This window comes from Staphylococcus sp. SA22 (assembly GCF_054165785.1).
The window spans coordinates 18685-36591 of the sequence record NZ_JBSZQY010000005.1 but is presented as its reverse complement, the minus strand read 5'-3'; the positions used below and the strand labels follow the sequence as shown (position 1 = coordinate 36591).

The 17907-nt window shown below is 30.8% G+C and carries 20 protein-coding genes and 1 tRNA gene; 12 read left to right on the top strand and 9 right to left on the bottom strand.

Annotated features, from left to right (window positions below):
- Positions 1 to 52: 52 nt before the first annotated feature.
- From ACXQH5_RS06045 to hyl, 3 genes are all read right to left on the bottom strand, one after another.
- Complete coding sequence (locus ACXQH5_RS06045) at positions 53 to 238, bottom strand: hypothetical protein (protein WP_001032817.1); 186 nt, start codon at positions 236 to 238, stop codon at positions 53 to 55.
- A gap of 618 nt (positions 239 to 856) precedes the next feature.
- Positions 857 to 1090: a hypothetical protein gene (locus ACXQH5_RS06040; protein WP_000231631.1), complete on the bottom strand. Its 234-nt coding sequence runs from the start codon at positions 1088 to 1090 to the stop codon at positions 857 to 859.
- Between the two features lie 476 nt (positions 1091 to 1566).
- Complete coding sequence (gene hyl / locus ACXQH5_RS06035) at positions 1567 to 2526, bottom strand: alpha-hemolysin (protein ID WP_000857485.1); 960 nt, start codon at positions 2524 to 2526, stop codon at positions 1567 to 1569.
- Between the two features lie 672 nt (positions 2527 to 3198).
- Here hyl and ACXQH5_RS06030 point away from each other — a divergent pair.
- Together ACXQH5_RS06030 and ACXQH5_RS06025 are read left to right on the top strand one after the other, a co-directional pair.
- Complete coding sequence (locus ACXQH5_RS06030) at positions 3199 to 3345, top strand: hypothetical protein (protein WP_000765708.1); 147 nt, start codon at positions 3199 to 3201, stop codon at positions 3343 to 3345.
- Positions 3302 to 3526 carry a hypothetical protein gene (locus ACXQH5_RS06025; RefSeq protein WP_001802045.1) on the top strand — a complete coding sequence of 75 codons (225 nt, stop codon included), beginning with the start codon at positions 3302 to 3304 and terminating at the stop codon, positions 3524 to 3526. The genes ACXQH5_RS06030 and ACXQH5_RS06025 overlap by 44 nt, the downstream gene beginning before the upstream one ends.
- Before the next feature lie 669 nt (positions 3527 to 4195).
- On the opposite strand, the gene ACXQH5_RS06020 is transcribed toward ACXQH5_RS06025, so the two are convergent.
- The 3 genes from ACXQH5_RS06020 to ACXQH5_RS06010 form a co-directional block, all read right to left on the bottom strand.
- A complete protein-coding gene (locus tag ACXQH5_RS06020) occupies positions 4196 to 4912 on the bottom strand; it encodes a superantigen-like protein SSL12 (RefSeq protein WP_001038858.1) in 717 nt (238 codons plus the stop codon).
- A gap of 107 nt (positions 4913 to 5019) precedes the next feature.
- Positions 5020 to 5745: a superantigen-like protein SSL13 gene (locus ACXQH5_RS06015; RefSeq protein ID WP_001063565.1), complete on the bottom strand. Its 726-nt coding sequence runs from the start codon at positions 5743 to 5745 to the stop codon at positions 5020 to 5022.
- 94 nt (positions 5746 to 5839) lie between these two features.
- Positions 5840 to 6565 carry a superantigen-like protein SSL14 gene (locus ACXQH5_RS06010; protein WP_000739527.1) on the bottom strand — a complete coding sequence of 242 codons (726 nt, stop codon included), beginning with the start codon at positions 6563 to 6565 and terminating at the stop codon, positions 5840 to 5842.
- A 437-nt stretch (positions 6566 to 7002) separates the two neighbouring features.
- On the opposite strand from ACXQH5_RS06010, the gene argF reads away from it, so the two are divergent.
- The 4 genes from argF to elxI1 all read left to right on the top strand — a co-directional run bounded on the left by argF (position 7003) and on the right by elxI1 (position 11221).
- Positions 7003 to 8004 (top strand): ornithine carbamoyltransferase, encoded by a 1002-nt coding sequence (gene argF / locus ACXQH5_RS06005; RefSeq protein WP_000793607.1) that lies wholly within the window; start codon positions 7003 to 7005, stop codon positions 8002 to 8004.
- Positions 8005 to 8026: 22 nt separating this feature from the next.
- On the top strand, positions 8027 to 8959 hold the full coding sequence (gene arcC / locus ACXQH5_RS06000) for a carbamate kinase (protein WP_001074342.1): 933 nt from the start codon (positions 8027 to 8029) through the stop codon (positions 8957 to 8959).
- Between the two features lie 170 nt (positions 8960 to 9129).
- Positions 9130 to 10686, top strand: a complete 1557-nt coding sequence (locus tag ACXQH5_RS05995; RefSeq protein WP_000432082.1) for a YfcC family protein — start codon at positions 9130 to 9132, stop codon at positions 10684 to 10686.
- Between the two features lie 307 nt (positions 10687 to 10993).
- Positions 10994 to 11221 carry an epilancin biosynthesis-related protein ElxI1 gene (gene elxI1, locus ACXQH5_RS05990; protein WP_000149420.1) on the top strand — a complete coding sequence of 76 codons (228 nt, stop codon included), beginning with the start codon at positions 10994 to 10996 and terminating at the stop codon, positions 11219 to 11221.
- Positions 11222 to 11526: 305 nt separating this feature from the next.
- On the opposite strand, the gene ACXQH5_RS05985 is transcribed toward elxI1, so the two are convergent.
- Complete coding sequence (locus ACXQH5_RS05985) at positions 11527 to 12474, bottom strand: TDT family transporter (protein ID WP_001239297.1); 948 nt, start codon at positions 12472 to 12474, stop codon at positions 11527 to 11529.
- Positions 12475 to 12723: 249 nt separating this feature from the next.
- On the opposite strand from ACXQH5_RS05985, the gene ACXQH5_RS05980 reads away from it, so the two are divergent.
- A complete protein-coding gene (locus ACXQH5_RS05980; protein ID WP_001245798.1) occupies positions 12724 to 12912 on the top strand; it encodes a hypothetical protein in 189 nt (62 codons plus the stop codon).
- Between the two features lie 475 nt (positions 12913 to 13387).
- Here ACXQH5_RS05980 and ACXQH5_RS05975 read toward each other — a convergent pair.
- Positions 13388 to 13461 (bottom strand) — tRNA-Arg (locus ACXQH5_RS05975).
- A gap of 363 nt (positions 13462 to 13824) precedes the next feature.
- Between ACXQH5_RS05975 and ACXQH5_RS05970 the strand changes: the two genes are divergently transcribed.
- The 3 genes from ACXQH5_RS05970 to ACXQH5_RS05960 all read left to right on the top strand — a co-directional run bounded on the left by ACXQH5_RS05970 (position 13825) and on the right by ACXQH5_RS05960 (position 14969).
- Positions 13825 to 13959, top strand: a complete 135-nt coding sequence (locus tag ACXQH5_RS05970) for a beta-class phenol-soluble modulin (protein ID WP_000398672.1) — start codon at positions 13825 to 13827, stop codon at positions 13957 to 13959.
- A gap of 56 nt (positions 13960 to 14015) precedes the next feature.
- Complete coding sequence (locus ACXQH5_RS05965) at positions 14016 to 14150, top strand: beta-class phenol-soluble modulin (protein ID WP_000147103.1); 135 nt, start codon at positions 14016 to 14018, stop codon at positions 14148 to 14150.
- A gap of 123 nt (positions 14151 to 14273) precedes the next feature.
- Positions 14274 to 14969: a YjjG family noncanonical pyrimidine nucleotidase gene (locus tag ACXQH5_RS05960; protein WP_001788648.1), complete on the top strand. Its 696-nt coding sequence runs from the start codon at positions 14274 to 14276 to the stop codon at positions 14967 to 14969.
- 107 nt (positions 14970 to 15076) lie between these two features.
- Here ACXQH5_RS05960 and ACXQH5_RS05955 read toward each other — a convergent pair whose 3' ends face one another.
- The gene (locus tag ACXQH5_RS05955) at positions 15077 to 15517 is read right to left on the bottom strand and encodes an N-acetyltransferase (RefSeq protein ID WP_001289711.1); all 441 of its coding nucleotides are present in this window, start codon (positions 15515 to 15517) and stop codon (positions 15077 to 15079) included.
- Positions 15518 to 15711: 194 nt separating this feature from the next.
- On the opposite strand from ACXQH5_RS05955, the gene bshC reads away from it, so the two are divergent.
- Positions 15712 to 17325, top strand: a complete 1614-nt coding sequence (bshC, locus tag ACXQH5_RS05950; RefSeq protein WP_000340485.1) for a bacillithiol biosynthesis cysteine-adding enzyme BshC — start codon at positions 15712 to 15714, stop codon at positions 17323 to 17325.
- A 143-nt stretch (positions 17326 to 17468) separates the two neighbouring features.
- Complete coding sequence (mraZ, locus tag ACXQH5_RS05945) at positions 17469 to 17900, top strand: division/cell wall cluster transcriptional repressor MraZ (protein ID WP_000480800.1); 432 nt, start codon at positions 17469 to 17471, stop codon at positions 17898 to 17900.
- The last annotated feature ends 7 nt before the right edge of the window (positions 17901 to 17907 follow it).

The window sequence follows — 17907 nt, the reverse complement described above, 5'->3', positions numbered from 1 at the left end:
ACCACTACATAATAAATCATTAGTGGTTCTTTATCATTTCTATCTCACTCTTTTACTGGAAGAAAAAGTTTACGTTTGTAGAACATGCCACAATACCAAAAATAATTAAGAAAAATAAGACGATAAGCATGATGACACTTTTCAAACAACCTCTATCAGTTTCTTCCGATTTTCTTTGTTGAACCTTTTTATAATCTTCAAGTAGTTTTGTCGCTTTTTTATTTATATGTTTATTCATGATGTTGACTCCTTATAATATATGTTTAATTCATTAAAATAGTTGAAAACATGACTTGAAATAAAGATATAAAGCTAAAGTAAGGATGTTCAATTGTTTCAAATTTTATGAAAGTATAACGTTAAATATGTTAATTTGATGATGAGATGTGCTTTTTTTCCAAATGGAATTTACTTAAACTGATGCATTAAAATATTAATGAAGCACTAGAATACATAAATGAATAGTAATGGTGTACAGTATAGAATAATTAAGGCTATATTAAGTATAAATATCGTTAACTGTAAGCTATCTTTAGTTTTAATATAAACTATTAGGATAATCGACGTAAGAAGAATCATATATATTAATGATGAAGAAGTCCATACAAAATCCGCATCATTTGTTGTTAATAATGGGACTATAATTAATCCGAAATTAATCATGCATGCTATATATACTATAATGTTATACACAATGTTAATTTTTGTTCACCACCTTATACTTCTATTTTAAAAACTTCTTTATAATGATATATTGTTTAATGTTGAAATAATTAGATTATCTAATTTTCATTTGCTTTACATGTAAAAGGCTATATATAGTATGCTCTTTATGATTCTAAATGCTTTTTAATATTTAATGCTCATCAACATTTGGATTTTGAATATTCAATTCAAAAACTTTATTAGCTACGTCAATTGTAAAATCAGAACCATAGTTGACATGAGCTACTTTTAATTTTCCATCTAAATAATAGATTGCGATTGCAACATCGTAAAATTCGTCAATGACAAATAAACTCTTTTCGTTTGCTACAACCTCATGCTCTCCTGAGTATACAACGTTAATTTCCCAATCATTAAAAACCATTTGTTAACCTCCTTGAACATTTAAATTGATTCAACTTAAGTTTAACTTATTCATACAACTTCGTACAATATCTAGATGAACATTAATTGTATTTCTAGAAATCTTTTTCAATTATATGTACTAATTATACTTTTAAATTTCTTATTTCAGTATAGTTTTAAAACGATTTTAAAATAATTCTGCAAATATATTAACACATAATGTGTTCAAAAAGTTTTGAACAATTTCAAAACTTTTATATAAAGGGTTTGACAACATGGAATTCAAATATCTTATTTTAAAAATCACCTCATATAGTGTCATGTTTAGTCTAACTTTTAAGTCAGGAAAGCAAATCAAGTAGATAGTTTAAATTAAAAATATCATAAGTTAATTAAACTAAATTCAGTATAAAAATTAGCCGAAAAACATCATTTCTGAAGTTATCGGCTAAAGTTATAAATTATATTTATTTGTACATGAACAAATAATTTACATTAATTTGTCATTTCTTCTTTTTCCCAATCGATTTTATATCTTTCTGAAGAACGATCTGTCCATTTATCTTTAGTATTGGTACCTTTCCAATTTGTTGAAGTCCAATGCAATTGGTAGTCATCACGAACTCGTTCGTATATTACATCTATATTTGTTTGTTGTTTGGATGCTTTTCTATCCATAGTAATAACTGTAGCGAAGTCTGGTGAAAAACCTGAAGATAATAGAGAACTTGCTTTGTTAGGATCAAGGAAGTTATCTGCTGCTTTCATAGAGCCATTTCTAGTTTTCATGAAAAGTTGATTGCCATATACCGGGTTCCAAGAATCTCTATCATATGGTCCCCAATTTTGATTCACCATATTGTTAAATATCACTTTCCAGCCTACTTTTTTATCAGTTGGGCTCTCTAAAATTGTTTTGAAATCCGGTTGAACATATTTGAGTGTATGACCAATCGAAACATTTGCACCAATAAGGCCACCAATTTTTCCTGTATCATCACCAGTAACATTACCGTTGAATCCATAAGTTAAAGTACTCATATACTCTTTTGTATCAATCGAATTTCTTGGATAGTAATCAGATATTTGAGCTACTTCATTATCAGGTAGTTGCAACTGTACCTTAAAGGCTGAAGGCCAGGCTAAACCACTTTTGTTAGCACCTTCTTCGCTATAAACTCTATATTGACCAGCAATGGTTCCTTTCGTTCTAATAACTAGCAGTTTTTTATTGTGATTTTTATCATCGATAAAACTATAAAATACTTTTTTGTGCATGCCATTTTCTTTATCATAAGTGACTAAATCACCTGTTTTTACTGTAGTATTGCTTCCAATATCTGTAGTACCGGTTTTAATATTAATATCAGAATCTGCGGCATTAGCGACAGGATTCATTAATATGGAACCTAGCAATAGTGTTGTTGTTACTGAGCTGACTATACGTGTTTTCATTTTCATCATCCTTCTATTTTTTAAAACGATTTGAGGAAACAATAATCAATATGTCAATTTAGAATATTGCAGTTGAGACATATCAAATATTTATAATCGTTTATATTAGTATATTTAATGTAGCAACTGATAAATTACTGAGTGATGATGAGTGATTATTTTAAGAATATGTTTTTAACTTTTATTTAAAATTTGAAAGGAAGCATTTCAATTTCGAGGGTTAGTCAAAGTTGAATAAATTCTTTATGAAACAAGGAAAAGACATAGCTAATTTTATTGATTAATTTCTTTAAAACTAATGATTTGTTTGATTTAAAAATGTAATCGATCACAATATAAAAATACAAATATCTTAGAATTAAATCAATTAATTAACTATTAAATAAAAATTAACTATATATTAACTAGTGTAAATTAATAAATAGAAATAGAGAAAAAGGGTATTAATTATGTTTGAAATTTCGTCGGGAATAAATTTTGCCGTTACATAGAAATATTTAATAGATAACGAAAAAGTATCGTATGTATTTTAAATATAGTGTAAAATGTTATATGTAAAATAAAATGTAGGTTTTTAGTTAGAGGCATTATAAGAAAATTTTGAGTATAGGTTAGCTTTTAATGATGAATCTTATTGAAATTTGATTAATAAAAATATGATAGGGGATTAAAATGAAACTATTTTATATCGTATTTCTTATTATTATATGGCTGAATATATTTTTAGGAAATGAAATCATCCATACACTGACTGTTTTAATAACAACATTGTATATTGTTAATTCAAGAAAGGGGATTAAAAATGACAGAGTTGAATAATATTATAAACTCTCTTCAATCTTTGTTTGAGTCTGAATCAGGCTATAAAATTTCGAAAAATTCAGGAGTTCCATATCAAACAGTACAAGATTTAAGAAATGGGAAAACCAAACTAGAAGATGCTAGATTTAGAACGATTATTAAACTTTATAGTTATTATGTCTCATTAAAAGAACACTAATCATGGGACAATAAAGTATTGCTAAAATAATTGAATCATTAAATGAAGGAATAGAGCCTAAGACATAATAAATCAATGTCTTAGGCTCTACAATATTATATTGGTAGTAGTTGACCGAATGAAAATGCCCATGTAACAAGCATTTTTCAATTATAGGCGGGGCCCCAACATAGAGAATTTCAAAAAGAAATTCTACAGACAATGCAAGTTGGCGGGGCCCCAACACAGAAGCTGACGAAAAATCAGCTTACAATAATGTGCAAGTTGGCGGGGCCCCAACATAGAAGCTGGCAGAAAGTCAGCTTACAATAACGTGCAAGTTGGCGGGGCCCCAACACAGAAGCTGGCAGAAAGTCAGCTTACAATAACGTGCAAGTTGGGGTGGGGCCCCAACATAGTGAAATTGGATTCCCAATTTCTACAGGCAATGGAAGTTGGCGGGGCCCCAACATAGAAGCTGGCGGAAAGTCAGCTTACAATAATGTGCAAGTTGGGGAGTGACAACGAAATAAATTTTATAAAATATCATTTTTGTCACATTCCTACTCCCAATTCTATTTAAATATATAGAAAATTTCACCTATTATATAGATCATACACTTTGAAAATTATCATTTAAATAATCTGATTTGGAATTAAAGTGCATGAAGTATAAGTCACCTTCTTATACTAATCAAAGAGGACGTCAACAGTTATTTTATTAGGATTTTTAACATAAACATTTGCTAAATCTGAATGTAATCTTTTGCTTAAATCAATAGTGTAGTTATTACCGCCACCGGTGATCTTAAGCTTACCTTTATTACGATTTTCGTTATATAATATTTTATTTTTTATTAACGCTTCTCGTGCACGGAAATCGATTTCTTTCAATGTTAATACTGGTTTATTGCCTTGGTATATTTTATGTGCACCAATAATCGTTTGTAGTTTATCTTTGTATTGCACAAAAAGATTATAAGTTTTATCAGAAGGTTTTGCGGCTGGTGTAACACCACCTGTAAATGTCTCTCTATAAGACCACCATAACTGATCAGTATCTTTGTCCTTTAGTCCAAACACATCTACGTAACGATCTTTTAACTGATTAATATTTCCCCAACTTTCAGCGCCCCATAAAGAAATATGTGCTGACCATGAATATCTCTTAAGTTCAACATAAATGTTTCCATTATCATATTGATATAGCCATTTATTTGAAAATGAAAAATGAGGCTGTGTGTAATATTTAATTAATTCATTGATGTTAGTTTCATCTTGACCAATGCTATAAGCTTTAGCTTCAGAGTAAAAACTAAATACTGGTTTTTGATTTTGAGGTAATACTGTACCTAATAGTAATAATGTTGTCGTTAAAATTATATTTTTCGTGATGTTCTTATTCATTAGAACATCTCCTTTCAGAGGAATCATGAAACGAGGAATAACAAATTTATATGTGAGCGAAGTCAATATAGCATTTGCGATTATTTTTATTAACTCCGTTATTAATGTTAGTTTGATTTTTCGAGGATAACTTCAATTTTTGCATTTTGAGGTTTTTTAACATATCTATTTGCATCAGTTGATGGCAACCTTTTACTTAAATCTATTGTGTAGTTATTGTCTGCACCTGTTATTTTAATTTGTCCTTTGTTATAAGAATTATTATATAATTTTTTACTTTTAATTAATGTTTGACGAATACGAAAATCTAATTCTTTTAAAGTTAAAACAGGCTTATTACCTTCATAAACTGGAAATCCGCCAGTAAACGTTTCTGCTTTATCTTTATATGTTACATTCAGTTTATAGTGTTTATCGTTAGATGTTGCTGCAGGAGTAACACCACCAGTAAACGTTTCTTGAGATAATGCAAAAGAATCAATGGTTTCTTGGTCTTTTATACCAAAAATATCAACGCTTTTATTTCTTAATTGGTTGATATTGCCCCAACTTTCAGGTCCATAAACTTGAATATGACTATACCAAGAAAACTGTAACAACGTTGCATGAATCGTACCGTTATCTTTTTGCCATAACGTTTTGTTAGAGAAGGTTAAATGTTGCTGCGAGTAATATTTAGTTAACTCATTAACGTTAGTTTCATTTTGATTTATATAATAAGCTTTCGCTTCAGTTGAAGAACTGATAGGTGTATTAGGAAATTGTGTTGATGCTGTACCTAATAGTAACAATGTTGTTGATAAAATAATTTTTTTCGTGATGTTATTGTTCATTCGAATTTCTCCTTTGAGTACTGTTGGAATGTTTAATTATAAAAAGGGGTTAATTAGATAATTGAAATTATCCGCATTTTCAAAAGGTAATAGGTTAGTTAGATTTTTCGAGTATGACTTCAATTTGTGCATTTTTAGGATTTTTAACATAACGGTTTGTATCAGTTAATTTTAATTTTTTACTTAAATCAATCGTGTAATTATTTCCATCAGCAGTTATCTTAATTTGACCTTTATTAAATTCTCCGTTATATAACTTTTTATTCTTTATTAATGTTTGACGAATACGGAAATCTAATTCTTTTAAAGTTAATACTGGTTTATTTCCTTTGTAAAATTCATGTCCACCGATGATAGTTTGTTGTTTATCACTATATTTTAAAAATAGTCTATAAGGCTTATCAGATGAAGTAGCTGCTGGCGTAACACCACCAGTAAATGTTTCATCATAAGTCCAGTAACCTTCAACTGTGTCCTCATCTTTAGTTCCAAATATATCAACGTATTTATTTCTTAACTGATTAATGTTTCCCCAACTCTCGGATCCAAACACTTGAATATGACTATACCAAACCCACGTTTGCAATGTTGCATGAATGCTACCATTGGGCTTTTGCCATAACCATTTATTTGAAAGTGATAAATGAGGCTGTGAATAATACTTTATTAACTCATTGATATTAGTCTCGTTTTCACTGATATTATAGGCTTTTGCTTCAGATGAAAAACTGATTGGTGTTTTAGGAAGTTGTGTTGATGTGGTTCCTAAAAGTAACAATGCTGTTGATAAAACTAATTTATTCATGATGTTCTTTTTCATATGAAAATCTCCTTTGCGTGAATTACCCAAAGTATATAAGCTATTACACCGATTCGGAATTAAATAAAAGCTAAAACTATGTTAAATAAACTTAAACAGTTAGTAGTGTTATTTAAGCAAAACTTATCATTTTTAAGTTTTGGACAGAAACAGTACCTAATAAAGTAGGCTGGAGTTATATATTAAAAACGACACATTAGAATTATTCTCTAATCAATTGCATTAAATTGTTTGATAATTGAATTTTCTAACTACTTGAAAAATAGTTATACTTTAAATGTAGTACTTATTTTAATAATTTCCTACTACTTAAATTTAATATTAATAAAATGTTCATTTAATTATTGATAAAATATTACAAATTTTAATAGTAGGTTGTGTTTATTTTGTATACGCTTACAATTTAGGTGTAACTAAAATAAAAGGAGTTGTTATTAATGAAAAATTTACGAAACAGAAGTTTTTTAACTTTATTAGACTTTTCAAGACAAGAGGTAGAATTCTTATTAACACTCTCCGAGGATTTAAAACGTGCTAAATATATTGGCACTGAAAAGCCTATGTTAAAAAATAAAAATATTGCACTGTTGTTTGAAAAAGATTCTACAAGAACGCGATGTGCATTTGAAGTTGCAGCGCATGATCAAGGTGCAAATGTAACTTATTTAGGCCCAACTGGATCACAAATGGGTAAAAAAGAAACAACTAAAGATACTGCACGTGTGCTTGGTGGAATGTATGATGGCATTGAATACCGTGGTTTTTCACAAAGAACAGTAGAAACTTTAGCTGAATATTCAGGCGTACCAGTGTGGAATGGTTTAACTGATGAAGATCATCCTACTCAAGTTCTTGCTGATTTCTTAACAGCAAAAGAAGTCTTAAAAAAAGATTATGCAGATATTAACTTTACATATGTTGGAGATGGTCGTAATAACGTTGCAAATGCATTAATGCAAGGTGCTGCCATTATGGGTATGAACTTCCATTTAGTTTGTCCAAAAGAATTAAATCCAACAGATGAATTATTAAATCGCTGTAAAAATATTGCCGCTGAAAATGGTGGCAACATATTAATCACAGATGATATTGACCAAGGTGTAAAGGGTTCGGATGTAATTTACACTGACGTTTGGGTATCAATGGGTGAACCTGATGAAGTATGGAAAGAACGACTTGAATTATTGAAGCCATATCAAGTAAATAAAGAAATGATGGATAAAACTGGTAATCCAAATGTTATTTTTGAGCATTGCTTACCATCTTTCCACAATGCTGATACGAAAATTGGTCAACAAATTTTTGAAAAATATGGAATTCGAGAAATGGAAGTTACAGATGAAGTATTCGAAAGTAAAGCTTCAGTTGTATTCCAAGAAGCTGAGAACAGAATGCATACAATAAAAGCAGTCATGGTTGCTACATTGGGTGAATTTTAAATGATATAAGGAAGTGAATATGATGGCGAAAATAGTAGTAGCATTAGGTGGTAATGCTTTAGGAAAATCACCTCAAGAACAACTCGAGCTTGTTAAAAATACTGCGAAATCATTAGTAGGATTAATAACAAAAGGACATGAGATTGTTATTAGTCATGGTAATGGGCCACAGGTTGGAAGCATTAATTTGGGGCTTAACTATGCTGCAGAACATAACCAAGGTCCGGCATTTCCATTTGCTGAATGTGGCGCAATGAGTCAAGCTTACATCGGCTATCAATTACAAGAAAGCTTACAAAACGAATTGCATTCTATTGGAATGGATAAACAAGTGGTAACACTAGTGACACAAGTTGAAGTTGATGAAAATGATCCGGCATTTAACAATCCTTCAAAACCAATTGGGTTATTTTACAACAAAGAAGAAGCTGAACAAATTCAAAAAGAAAAAGGATTTATATTTGTTGAAGATGCTGGAAGAGGGTATAGACGTGTTGTTCCTTCACCACAACCCATCTCTATTATTGAATTAGAGAGTATTAAAACACTTATTAAAAATGATACACTCGTTATTGCTGCTGGTGGTGGAGGTATACCAGTAATTAGAGAGCAACATGATGGTTTTAAAGGTATTGATGCAGTTATAGACAAAGATAAAACAAGTGCGTTGTTGGGTGCTAATATTCAATGCGATCAATTGATTATTTTAACAGCAATTGATTATGTATATATTAATTTTAACACTGAAAACCAACAGCCTTTGAAAACAACAAATGTTGATGAATTAAAACGATATATAGACGAAAATCAATTTGCAAAAGGAAGTATGTTACCAAAAATTGAAGCAGCCATATCATTTATTGAAAACAATCCAAAAGGAAGTGTGCTTATAACATCATTAAATGAATTAGATGCTGCCTTAGAGGGTAAAGTAGGTACTGTGATTAAAAAGTAATTGAATTGAAACGCTTTTCAATTACTATATGTCAAATGCATGATTTTTATTATTTATGTGCACCCCTGAAAATAATGCCTCTATTTTGATGCGGGGTGCACTTTCTTAATTTATATTTATAAAATCTTTAAGGTAGAAATGCTAGGTTAAATGTCGAAGGAGATGAAACCGTGGAAAATACAATTAATGAAAGTGAAAAGAAAAAACGATTTAAATTAAGAATGCCAGGTGCATTTATGATTTTATTCATTTTAACGGTTGTTGCAGTTATAGCAACATGGGTTATTCCTGCTGGTGCATATTCTAAACTTTCTTACGAACCTTCATCCCAAGAACTAAAGATAGTTAACCCTCATAACCAAGTGAAAAAGGTTCCAGGTACGCAACAGGAACTAGACAAAATGGGGGTTAAAATTAAGATTGAACAATTTAAATCAGGTGCAATTAATAAGCCGGTATCAATTCCGAATACTTATGAAAGATTAAAGCAACATCCAGCTGGACCAGAACAAATAACAAGTAGCATGGTTGAAGGTACGATAGAAGCGGTCGATATCATGGTATTCATTCTTGTACTAGGGGGACTTATTGGCGTAGTTCAAGCCAGTGGTTCTTTTGAATCGGGATTGTTAGCTTTAACGAAGAAAACAAAAGGGCATGAATTTATGCTAATTGTGTTTGTATCAATACTAATGATTATCGGCGGGACTTTATGTGGTATTGAAGAAGAAGCTGTAGCATTTTATCCGATTTTAGTCCCTATATTTATAGCGTTAGGATATGATTCTATCGTTTCAGTTGGTGCCATATTCCTTGCCAGCTCTGTCGGTAGTACATTTTCAACTATTAACCCGTTCTCGGTTGTAATTGCCTCTAATGCCGCTGGTACAACTTTTACGGATGGCTTGTATTGGAGAATAGGTGCTTGTATTGTCGGTGCGATTTTTGTTATTAGTTATTTATATTGGTACTGTAAAAAAATTAAAAAAGATCCTAAAGCGTCATATTCTTACGAAGACAAAGATGCTTTTGAACAGCAATGGTCTGTATTAAAAGATGACGATAGTTCTCATTTTACTTTGTGTAAGAAGATAATCCTTACATTATTTGTACTACCATTTCCAATTATGGTATGGGGAGTTATGACGCAAGGTTGGTGGTTCCCAGTTATGGCTTCAGCATTTTTAATATTTACAATTATAATAATGTTTATTGCTGGGACAGGTAAATCTGGATTGGGAGAAAAAGGAACTGTAGATGCATTTGTCAATGGCGCATCAAGTTTAGTAGGTGTATCTTTAATTATTGGCTTAGCTCGAGGTATTAATTTAGTGTTGAATGAAGGTATGATTTCAGATACAATCTTACACTTTTCATCATCTTTAGTTCAACATATGAGTGGACCATTATTTATCATCGTATTACTATTTATTTTCTTCTGTTTAGGTTTTATCGTGCCATCATCTTCTGGATTAGCGGTATTATCAATGCCTATCTTTGCACCACTAGCTGATACAGTAGGTATACCAAGATTCGTCATCGTTACGACATATCAATTTGGTCAATATGCGATGTTATTCTTAGCGCCGACTGGACTTGTTATGGCCACACTACAAATGTTAAACATGCGATATTCACATTGGTTCCGATTTGTATGGCCGGTAGTTGCTTTTGTATTGATTTTCGGTGGCGGACTACTAATTACGCAAGTACTAATTTATTCATAATTTGAAATGCTATATTATAAAAAATACTAATGGGGTTTTATGCATCTCGTAGGTTTGTAGAAATACTAAACTAAGCGAGGTGCATTATTATTTTTGATTAAGAAAATAATGACGGTAATGATAACACTAGTAAGTAATTGATACAATGCTCTATTTAATAATGATATTTTTAAAATTTGTTTTTAATGTAATGTTAGATCTATGGTATATTATATTTATCGTGGTAAATATGTATTTGCTGTAAACAGTTTTTGTAACACATGACACATTTGGTTGTGAAAATAGCATATATAAAGGATGGCTATAAATGACACATTTGACAAAGGTTTTAGATACACTAACTGGAATATGCGTAGTATTATTATTTAGTAAATATTTTGTGGCGTATGCAAATATGGTGTTTGATTGGAAGTTAAGATGGTATTTGCTAGAAAACATACCACATTTGCCAATTATATTATTTATTCTGATGTTTATTTTCGGAGTACCTTCTGAAATGATAAAAGATAGGCAAAGGAAAAATAACGGTGTTTAATTTATCGATATTTAGAGGTGATAAAATTTGTCAACTATTACAAAGACTAAAATAAAAATCTTTATTAATTATTTTATTGGTATATTAGCCTTGGCGTTTGCTGCTTATATATTATTTAAATAAAGGTTAGAGTGAAACGTGTTTATGAACTAGACGTTCTAGTATAGTTACTACAGCTTTAGTCAGAAGGTATCATTGATAAGATCATATTAAATCAAAGAGGAATTGATACACACCAAAAAGAGGCAAGATTACCTGCCTCTTTTTTAGTTATTAAATATGCGTGGTAATTCTGGGTAATAGTGTTACTGAGACGCATTACGAAGAAATTTATCTTGATTTTCCTTTTTTAAAAAGAAGTGAAGATATCCTATAAAGACTCTAAGTACTATTACAGTGGCTAATAACACTTCGATAAACAAAAGGCCTTTCCAAATGACTGGAAACATAAGTACAGGCAAACTGTTCTTTAAAGCAGTTGCAGAGATTACTAAAGGGAATGTGAAAGCTGAAAATACGGGCGAAAAAGGTTCTTTTAGTAATTTAGGTAATTGTATAATGATGTAAAAATAAAATATTTGAGCTAATAGTAAAAGTATAATTACGATAAAAGCATTCGCCTTAGGAAAGGCTATAACATATGCTGCAGCGACTAAAGAAAATGGTGCACAAATTGTCGATGTGTTCGGTTTGATTGACGTCTGCAATGGAAATGCTTTTAATCGCTTGAAAACTATAGGTAAGACAATACAAGTAGCTACAAAGCCATATATTACTGTTAATTGACCTATGAAAAAATATCCGCTAACGGGTGCCGTCAATCCTGCGATAGCAATGCCAATAAAAAGTACAGTCCACGAAGGATAAACATTTTCAAGTGAAAAATCTTTTAAATATTTTATTGAAAAAATAATCATATGCGTCATAATTCCCACAAGGCATAAAATCCAAATAGGCGTTATTAAGCTATTGATAAAAGTTATGTTACTAAAAAATGTATTTAAATAAGTAGTACCTAAAAAGCCAGACATGAAAAATGTTGTGAACACTGATGAAACTAGAGGGCTGTTTAATTGTTCTTTCACATTATTAAAATATTTGAGCATAGTACATAAAAGGTGAATCCAAATCAAGAAAGCAAAGATTCCGCAAACAGCGTTTAAAGTAAGAGATAAATCTTTTAATAGATTACCGAGGCCTAATAACCCTAAGACTAGTCCTGACGTTACTAGAGGTGCTTTTTGAAGTCTCATGATTTACAACCTTTCTTATGTGATTTTCTTCACTAATTATATCATGATAGCTATGGCCTATTAATAAGAAGAGTGTGTACTATTACGTTTTTAGAGTATGTATATTGGATTGATAGACACATAATTGACATTTAAATCTCAATATTAATGATATTTGAGGTATGCTTTGCTACCTAAATATGGAATATGTGGAAAAGTATTTATTTAATTTAAATGATGATTGAAGATTTACAAGGGGGGGTGTACAAAATGAGAAATCAAATTCAAAAACTATTAGACAGTGATTTGAGCAGTTTACATATATCGAAACAAACAGGAGTGCCACAAAGCACAATACACAGAATGAGAAAAAATGAAAGATCATTAGACAATATGTCATTGAAAAACGCTGAACTACTTTATAAATTTGCCAATGGTATATTTAGTGATGAAGATTAAGAAAAATAATTAGTGAGTTAAATAATTAGAAAACCACGTCTCGATGGACGTGGTTATTTTTTAGATGTATATAATTATAATCATAAGATTTCGGGTCCCTGAAAAGTCCCTAAAATTTTGAATAGTATCAAAATCTATAGGAATAATATAATAATAAAAATCTCTACGTATGCAAATGGTGAGTGTTAAAAAATCTTGGTGTAGTTTTGGTGTAGTTCAGGTGTGCAGTATAGATGAAATTTGAGCGCAAAATTACTTAATTAAAAATGTGTAAACATGTATCAACCGCGTGTCAATTGTGTGTCAAAAAATTCTAAAATGAATAAGCAAGCTTGTTTTAATTACTGTATTTTCGGGGCTTATGCGGGGGACGTTTTGGTGATGCATCATACTATATTACTGAAATTCAAAACAAAAAGAGCCCCGTAATCACGGGACTCTTTTGATTGGTAATGCGTATAAAAATACCTATAGACGTCCTGGGAGGGATTCGAACCCCCGACCGATGGCTTAGAAGGCCATTGCTCTATCCAGCTGAGCTACCAGGACACGTTTAACAACACAAGAATTATTATATCTAAATGAACTTAAATTAGCAATACCTTGTAAATAAAAAATGTTTATATTTTTCACTATTATAGAGCTATTTATCTAAAAAGGTTCAATAAGACTTAAATACGAATTCAGGCAACTTAATTGTGTTAAATACAGTTTTGAATGCCTAACTGTATATCTTTTCTCTTTAAAATACAGTTAAGTACTTTATAAGATGTTGTGCGGATAAACAAACTAATTGCATCAAATTTATTTTAAAATAACAACAACAAAACGTTAAGCGAATAACATTTCGGTGATTTAAAAGCTACGCACGTTTTTGTTATCTTCAAATTTAAATTTTAAGGAGTGTTTTCAATGGAAGGTTTATTTAACGCAATTAAAGATACCGTAACTGCAGCAATTAATAATGACGGCGCAAAATTAGGCACAAGCATTGTGAGCATCGTTGAAAATGGCGTAGGTTTACTAGGTAAATTATTCGGATTCTAATTTCGATATGTTATGTAAGTAATAAGTATTATTTTAAAGGTGAGGGAGAGATTTAAATGACTGGACTAGCAGAAGCAATCGCAAATACTGTGCAAGCTGCACAACAACATGATAGTGTGAAATTAGGCACAAGTATCGTAGACATCGTTGCTAACGGTGTGGGTTTACTAGGTAAATTATTTGGATTCTAATATAATAACTAATATTCTTTAAAATAAACTGGGTGAGCATACTTTAATGTTATGCACTCAGTTTATTTTATTTGCAGAAATTTGGGCCTCTGTTAAGATTTAGATACATAGACAATATAGGAGATGGGGAAATTGGGATATAAAAATATTTTGATAGACTTTGATGATACAATTGTTGATTTTTATGATGCAGAAGAATGGGCGTTTCACTATATGGCGAATGTTTTTAATCATAAAGCAACAAAGGATGATTTTTTAACATTTAAAAAAATCAATCACCAACATTGGGAAGCTTTTCAACAAAATAAATTAACGAAGTCTGAAGTATTATCAGAACGATTTGTGAATTACTTTAAACATCATCAAATGGAAGTTGATGGGCATCGTGCAGATGTGTTATTTAGAAATGGATTAGCAGAAGCTAAAGTTAAATACTTTGATCAAACATTAGAAACAATTGTCGAGTTATCGAAACGACATGATCTATATATTGTTACTAATGGTGTAACCGAAACGCAAAAGAGAAGGTTAAATCAGACGCCGTTGCATAAATATATTAAAAAGATATTTATATCTGAGGAAACAGGTTATCAAAAACCTAATCCGGAATTTTTTAATTATGTTTTTAATGATATTGGTGAGGATGAAAGACAGCACTCGATTATAGTTGGAGATTCTTTAACATCTGACATTTTAGGTGGCATCAATGCGGGTATAGCTACTTGCTGGTTTAATTTTAGAGGATTTGATCATAATCCAGGAATTATACCTGATTATGAAATTAATTCATGGAAACAACTAAATGATATTGTACGTTAAGACAAATAATTTGAAAATGATTTACTTATATTAGCTAAGAAAGTAATTGTAAAAAAGACACTACGAAAAGATGCATTTTCATGCTCGTAGTGTCGAATATTATTATCTTATGGTTTCCACAATAAGACATCATGTCCCTCTATATTTTTAGCTTCCACATCTGTAAATCCATGATGTAAAAAGAAATCCTTAGAATCATTTCTACCAATGGCTTTAATTGGCATATTGAAACTCTTTGCAAAATCAATCAATTCTGAAGCGTACCCTCTGTTTTGATATTTTGGTAATACTTCTAACTTCCATAATAATATATAATCTTCAAAATCTGGGAAGTAGATTTCTTCGACATCACCTTTTTTTAGTAATGCCATTCTAGCTCCTAATTGATCTCCGACAAATATGCCATAAAATGGTGAATCTGAACTTGCATCAATCATTTGACCGTTTAACTCATTGACCATGTATAAGTCTTTGTTGCCAAACGCTCTAAAGTTTTCGAATAATTCATCAGTTTTGTAATTAATTTCAAGACGTTTGATTTCACTCATATTTATCTACCCCTTATTTGTTTACTACTATTATTATACATTAAACCACTTGTGTTTTTCATTGATTTGAAAATGTAAAACAATGAATATTATAAATTTTCCATGATTAAATTGATTTTCAAGCCGTAAAATTGTCAATCACCGGTATAGACTTTATACTATAGTTTGTAATCGCGTACTTAAGGAGAAAAAACATGGACTGTAAAGTAGTTAGTTTAAATGAAAAAGATCAGTTTATACCAAAAATAAAGAGCAGTGACCCTGTAATAACAGGATTATTTCAATATGATGCAGCTCAACAAACTAGTTTTGAAAAAAGGATGTCTAAAGAAAATAATGGAAGAGAAGCGGCATTATCGAATGTTATTCGTGAATATATGAGTGATTTAAAGCTTTCAAGTGAACAAGAATTAAATATACAACATTTAGCTAATGGTTCAAAAGTTGTGATTGGTGGACAACAAGCAGGGCTTTTCGGGGGACCATTGTATACATTCCATAAAATATTTTCAATCATTACTTTATCTAAGGAATTAACGGATACACATAAGCAACAAGTAGTACCAGTTTTTTGGATTGCAGGAGAAGATCATGATTTCGATGAAGTGAATCATACATTTGTTTATAACGAAAATCATGGGTCACTGCATAAGGTTAAATATCATACAATGGAGATGCCAGAGACGACTGTCTCTAGATATTATCCTGATAAGGCTGAGTTGAAACAAACTTTAAAAACGATGTTCATTCATATGAAAGAAACTGTTCATACACAAGGTCTACTGGAGATTTGTGACAGAATTATTGACCAATATGACTCGTGGACTGATATGTTTAAAGCACTACTGCATGAGACATTTAAAGCATATGGCGTTCTATTTATAGATGCGCAGTTTGAGCCGTTAAGAAAAATGGAAGCGCCTATGTTTAAAAAGATTTTGAAAAAACATCAGTTGCTCGATGATGCTTTTAGAGCAACACAACAACGTACTCGAAATCAAGGATTGAAGGCGATGATACAAACAGATACAAATGTTCATTTATTCTTACATGATGAAAATATGCGTCAATTAGTTTCGTATGATGGTAAGCATTTTAAATTAAATAAAACAGATAAGACATATATAAAGGAAGACATTATAAATATTGCGGAAAATCAACCTGAATTATTTTCTAATAATGTAGTGACAAGACCATTAATGGAAGAATGGCTATTTAACACGGTGGCATTTATTGGAGGACCGAGTGAAATTAAGTACTGGGCTGAATTAAAAGATGTATTTGAACTATTTGATGTTGAAATGCCTATCGTGATGCCAAGGCTTAGAATTACTTATTTAAATGACCGTATTGAAAAATTACTTTCGAAATACAATATTCCATTAGAAAAAGTGTTAGTCGATGGTGTTGAAGGAGAAAGAAGTAAGTTTATTAGAGAACAAGCATCACATCAATTTATTGAAAAGGTAGAAGGTATGATTGAACAACAGCGTCGTCTAAACCAAGACTTATTAGATGAAGTGGCGGGGAATCAAAATAATATTAACCTTGTGAATAAAAATAATGAAATTCATATACAACAGTATGATTATTTGTTAAAACGTTATCTTTTAAACATTGAAAGAGAAAACGACATCAGTATGAAGCAATTTAGAGAAATTCAAGAAACACTCCATCCAATGGGAGGATTACAAGAAAGAATATGGAATCCACTTCAAATTTTGAATGATTTTGGGATAGATGTGTTCAAGCCCTCCACCTATCCACCACTTTCTTACACTTTTGATCATATTATTATAAAACCTTAATATACCAAGGGTTTAGCCCGATTTATCTTAATGATAAATCGGGCATTTTTTTGTTTTTTAAAATAAATTTCACAAATTTTGTATAAATAGTGGTGGATAGTGGGGAGATGTGGTAAATTATATATAAGGTGAGGTGATAAAAAATGTTCATGGGAGAATACGATCATCAATTAGATACAAAAGGACGTATGATTATACCGTCCAAGTTTCGTTATGACTTAAATGAGCGTTTTATTATCACAAGAGGCCTTGATAAATGTTTATTCGGTTACACGCTAGACGAATGGCAACAGATTGAAGAGAAAATGAAAACCTTACCTATGACAAAAAAAGACGCACGTAAGTTTATGCGTATGTTCTTCTCTGGTGCTGTTGAAGTAGAACTTGATAAGCAAGGGCGTATTAACATCCCTCAAAACTTGAGGAAATACGCTAATTTAACTAAAGAATGTACAGTAATCGGTGTTTCAAATCGTATTGAGATTTGGGATAGAGAAACTTGGAATGATTTCTATGAAGAATCTGAAGAAAGTTTCGAAGATATTGCTGAAGATTTAATAGATTTTGATTTTTAAAATGGAG

Bases quoted from the DNA above. Each gene is read 5' to 3' on its own strand.
- ACXQH5_RS06030 (WP_000765708.1), top strand. From the start codon at position 3,199: ATGAAACTATTTTATATCGTATTTCTTATTATTATATGGCTGAATATA.
- ACXQH5_RS06020 (WP_001038858.1), bottom strand. From the start codon at position 4,912: ATGAATAAGAACATCACGAAAAATATAATTTTAACGACAACATTATTA.
- ACXQH5_RS05960 (WP_001788648.1), top strand. From the start codon at position 14,274: ATGGGGAAATTGGGATATAAAAATATTTTGATAGACTTTGATGATACA.
- ACXQH5_RS06015 (WP_001063565.1), bottom strand. From the start codon at position 5,745: ATGAACAATAACATCACGAAAAAAATTATTTTATCAACAACATTGTTA.
- hyl (WP_000857485.1), bottom strand. From the start codon at position 2,526: ATGAAAACACGTATAGTCAGCTCAGTAACAACAACACTATTGCTAGGT.
- arcC (WP_001074342.1), top strand. From the start codon at position 8,027: ATGGCGAAAATAGTAGTAGCATTAGGTGGTAATGCTTTAGGAAAATCA.
- ACXQH5_RS05965 (WP_000147103.1), top strand. From the start codon at position 14,016: ATGACTGGACTAGCAGAAGCAATCGCAAATACTGTGCAAGCTGCACAA.
- mraZ (WP_000480800.1), top strand. From the start codon at position 17,469: ATGTTCATGGGAGAATACGATCATCAATTAGATACAAAAGGACGTATG.
- elxI1 (WP_000149420.1), top strand. From the start codon at position 10,994: ATGACACATTTGACAAAGGTTTTAGATACACTAACTGGAATATGCGTA.
- argF (WP_000793607.1), top strand. From the start codon at position 7,003: ATGAAAAATTTACGAAACAGAAGTTTTTTAACTTTATTAGACTTTTCA.
- ACXQH5_RS06040 (WP_000231631.1), bottom strand. From the start codon at position 1,090: ATGGTTTTTAATGATTGGGAAATTAACGTTGTATACTCAGGAGAGCAT.
- ACXQH5_RS05955 (WP_001289711.1), bottom strand. From the start codon at position 15,517: ATGAGTGAAATCAAACGTCTTGAAATTAATTACAAAACTGATGAATTA.
- bshC (WP_000340485.1), top strand. From the start codon at position 15,712: ATGGACTGTAAAGTAGTTAGTTTAAATGAAAAAGATCAGTTTATACCA.
- ACXQH5_RS05985 (WP_001239297.1), bottom strand. From the start codon at position 12,474: ATGAGACTTCAAAAAGCACCTCTAGTAACGTCAGGACTAGTCTTAGGG.
- ACXQH5_RS05970 (WP_000398672.1), top strand. From the start codon at position 13,825: ATGGAAGGTTTATTTAACGCAATTAAAGATACCGTAACTGCAGCAATT.
- ACXQH5_RS05980 (WP_001245798.1), top strand. From the start codon at position 12,724: ATGAGAAATCAAATTCAAAAACTATTAGACAGTGATTTGAGCAGTTTA.
- ACXQH5_RS06010 (WP_000739527.1), bottom strand. From the start codon at position 6,565: ATGAAAAAGAACATCATGAATAAATTAGTTTTATCAACAGCATTGTTA.
- ACXQH5_RS06045 (WP_001032817.1), bottom strand. From the start codon at position 238: ATGAATAAACATATAAATAAAAAAGCGACAAAACTACTTGAAGATTAT.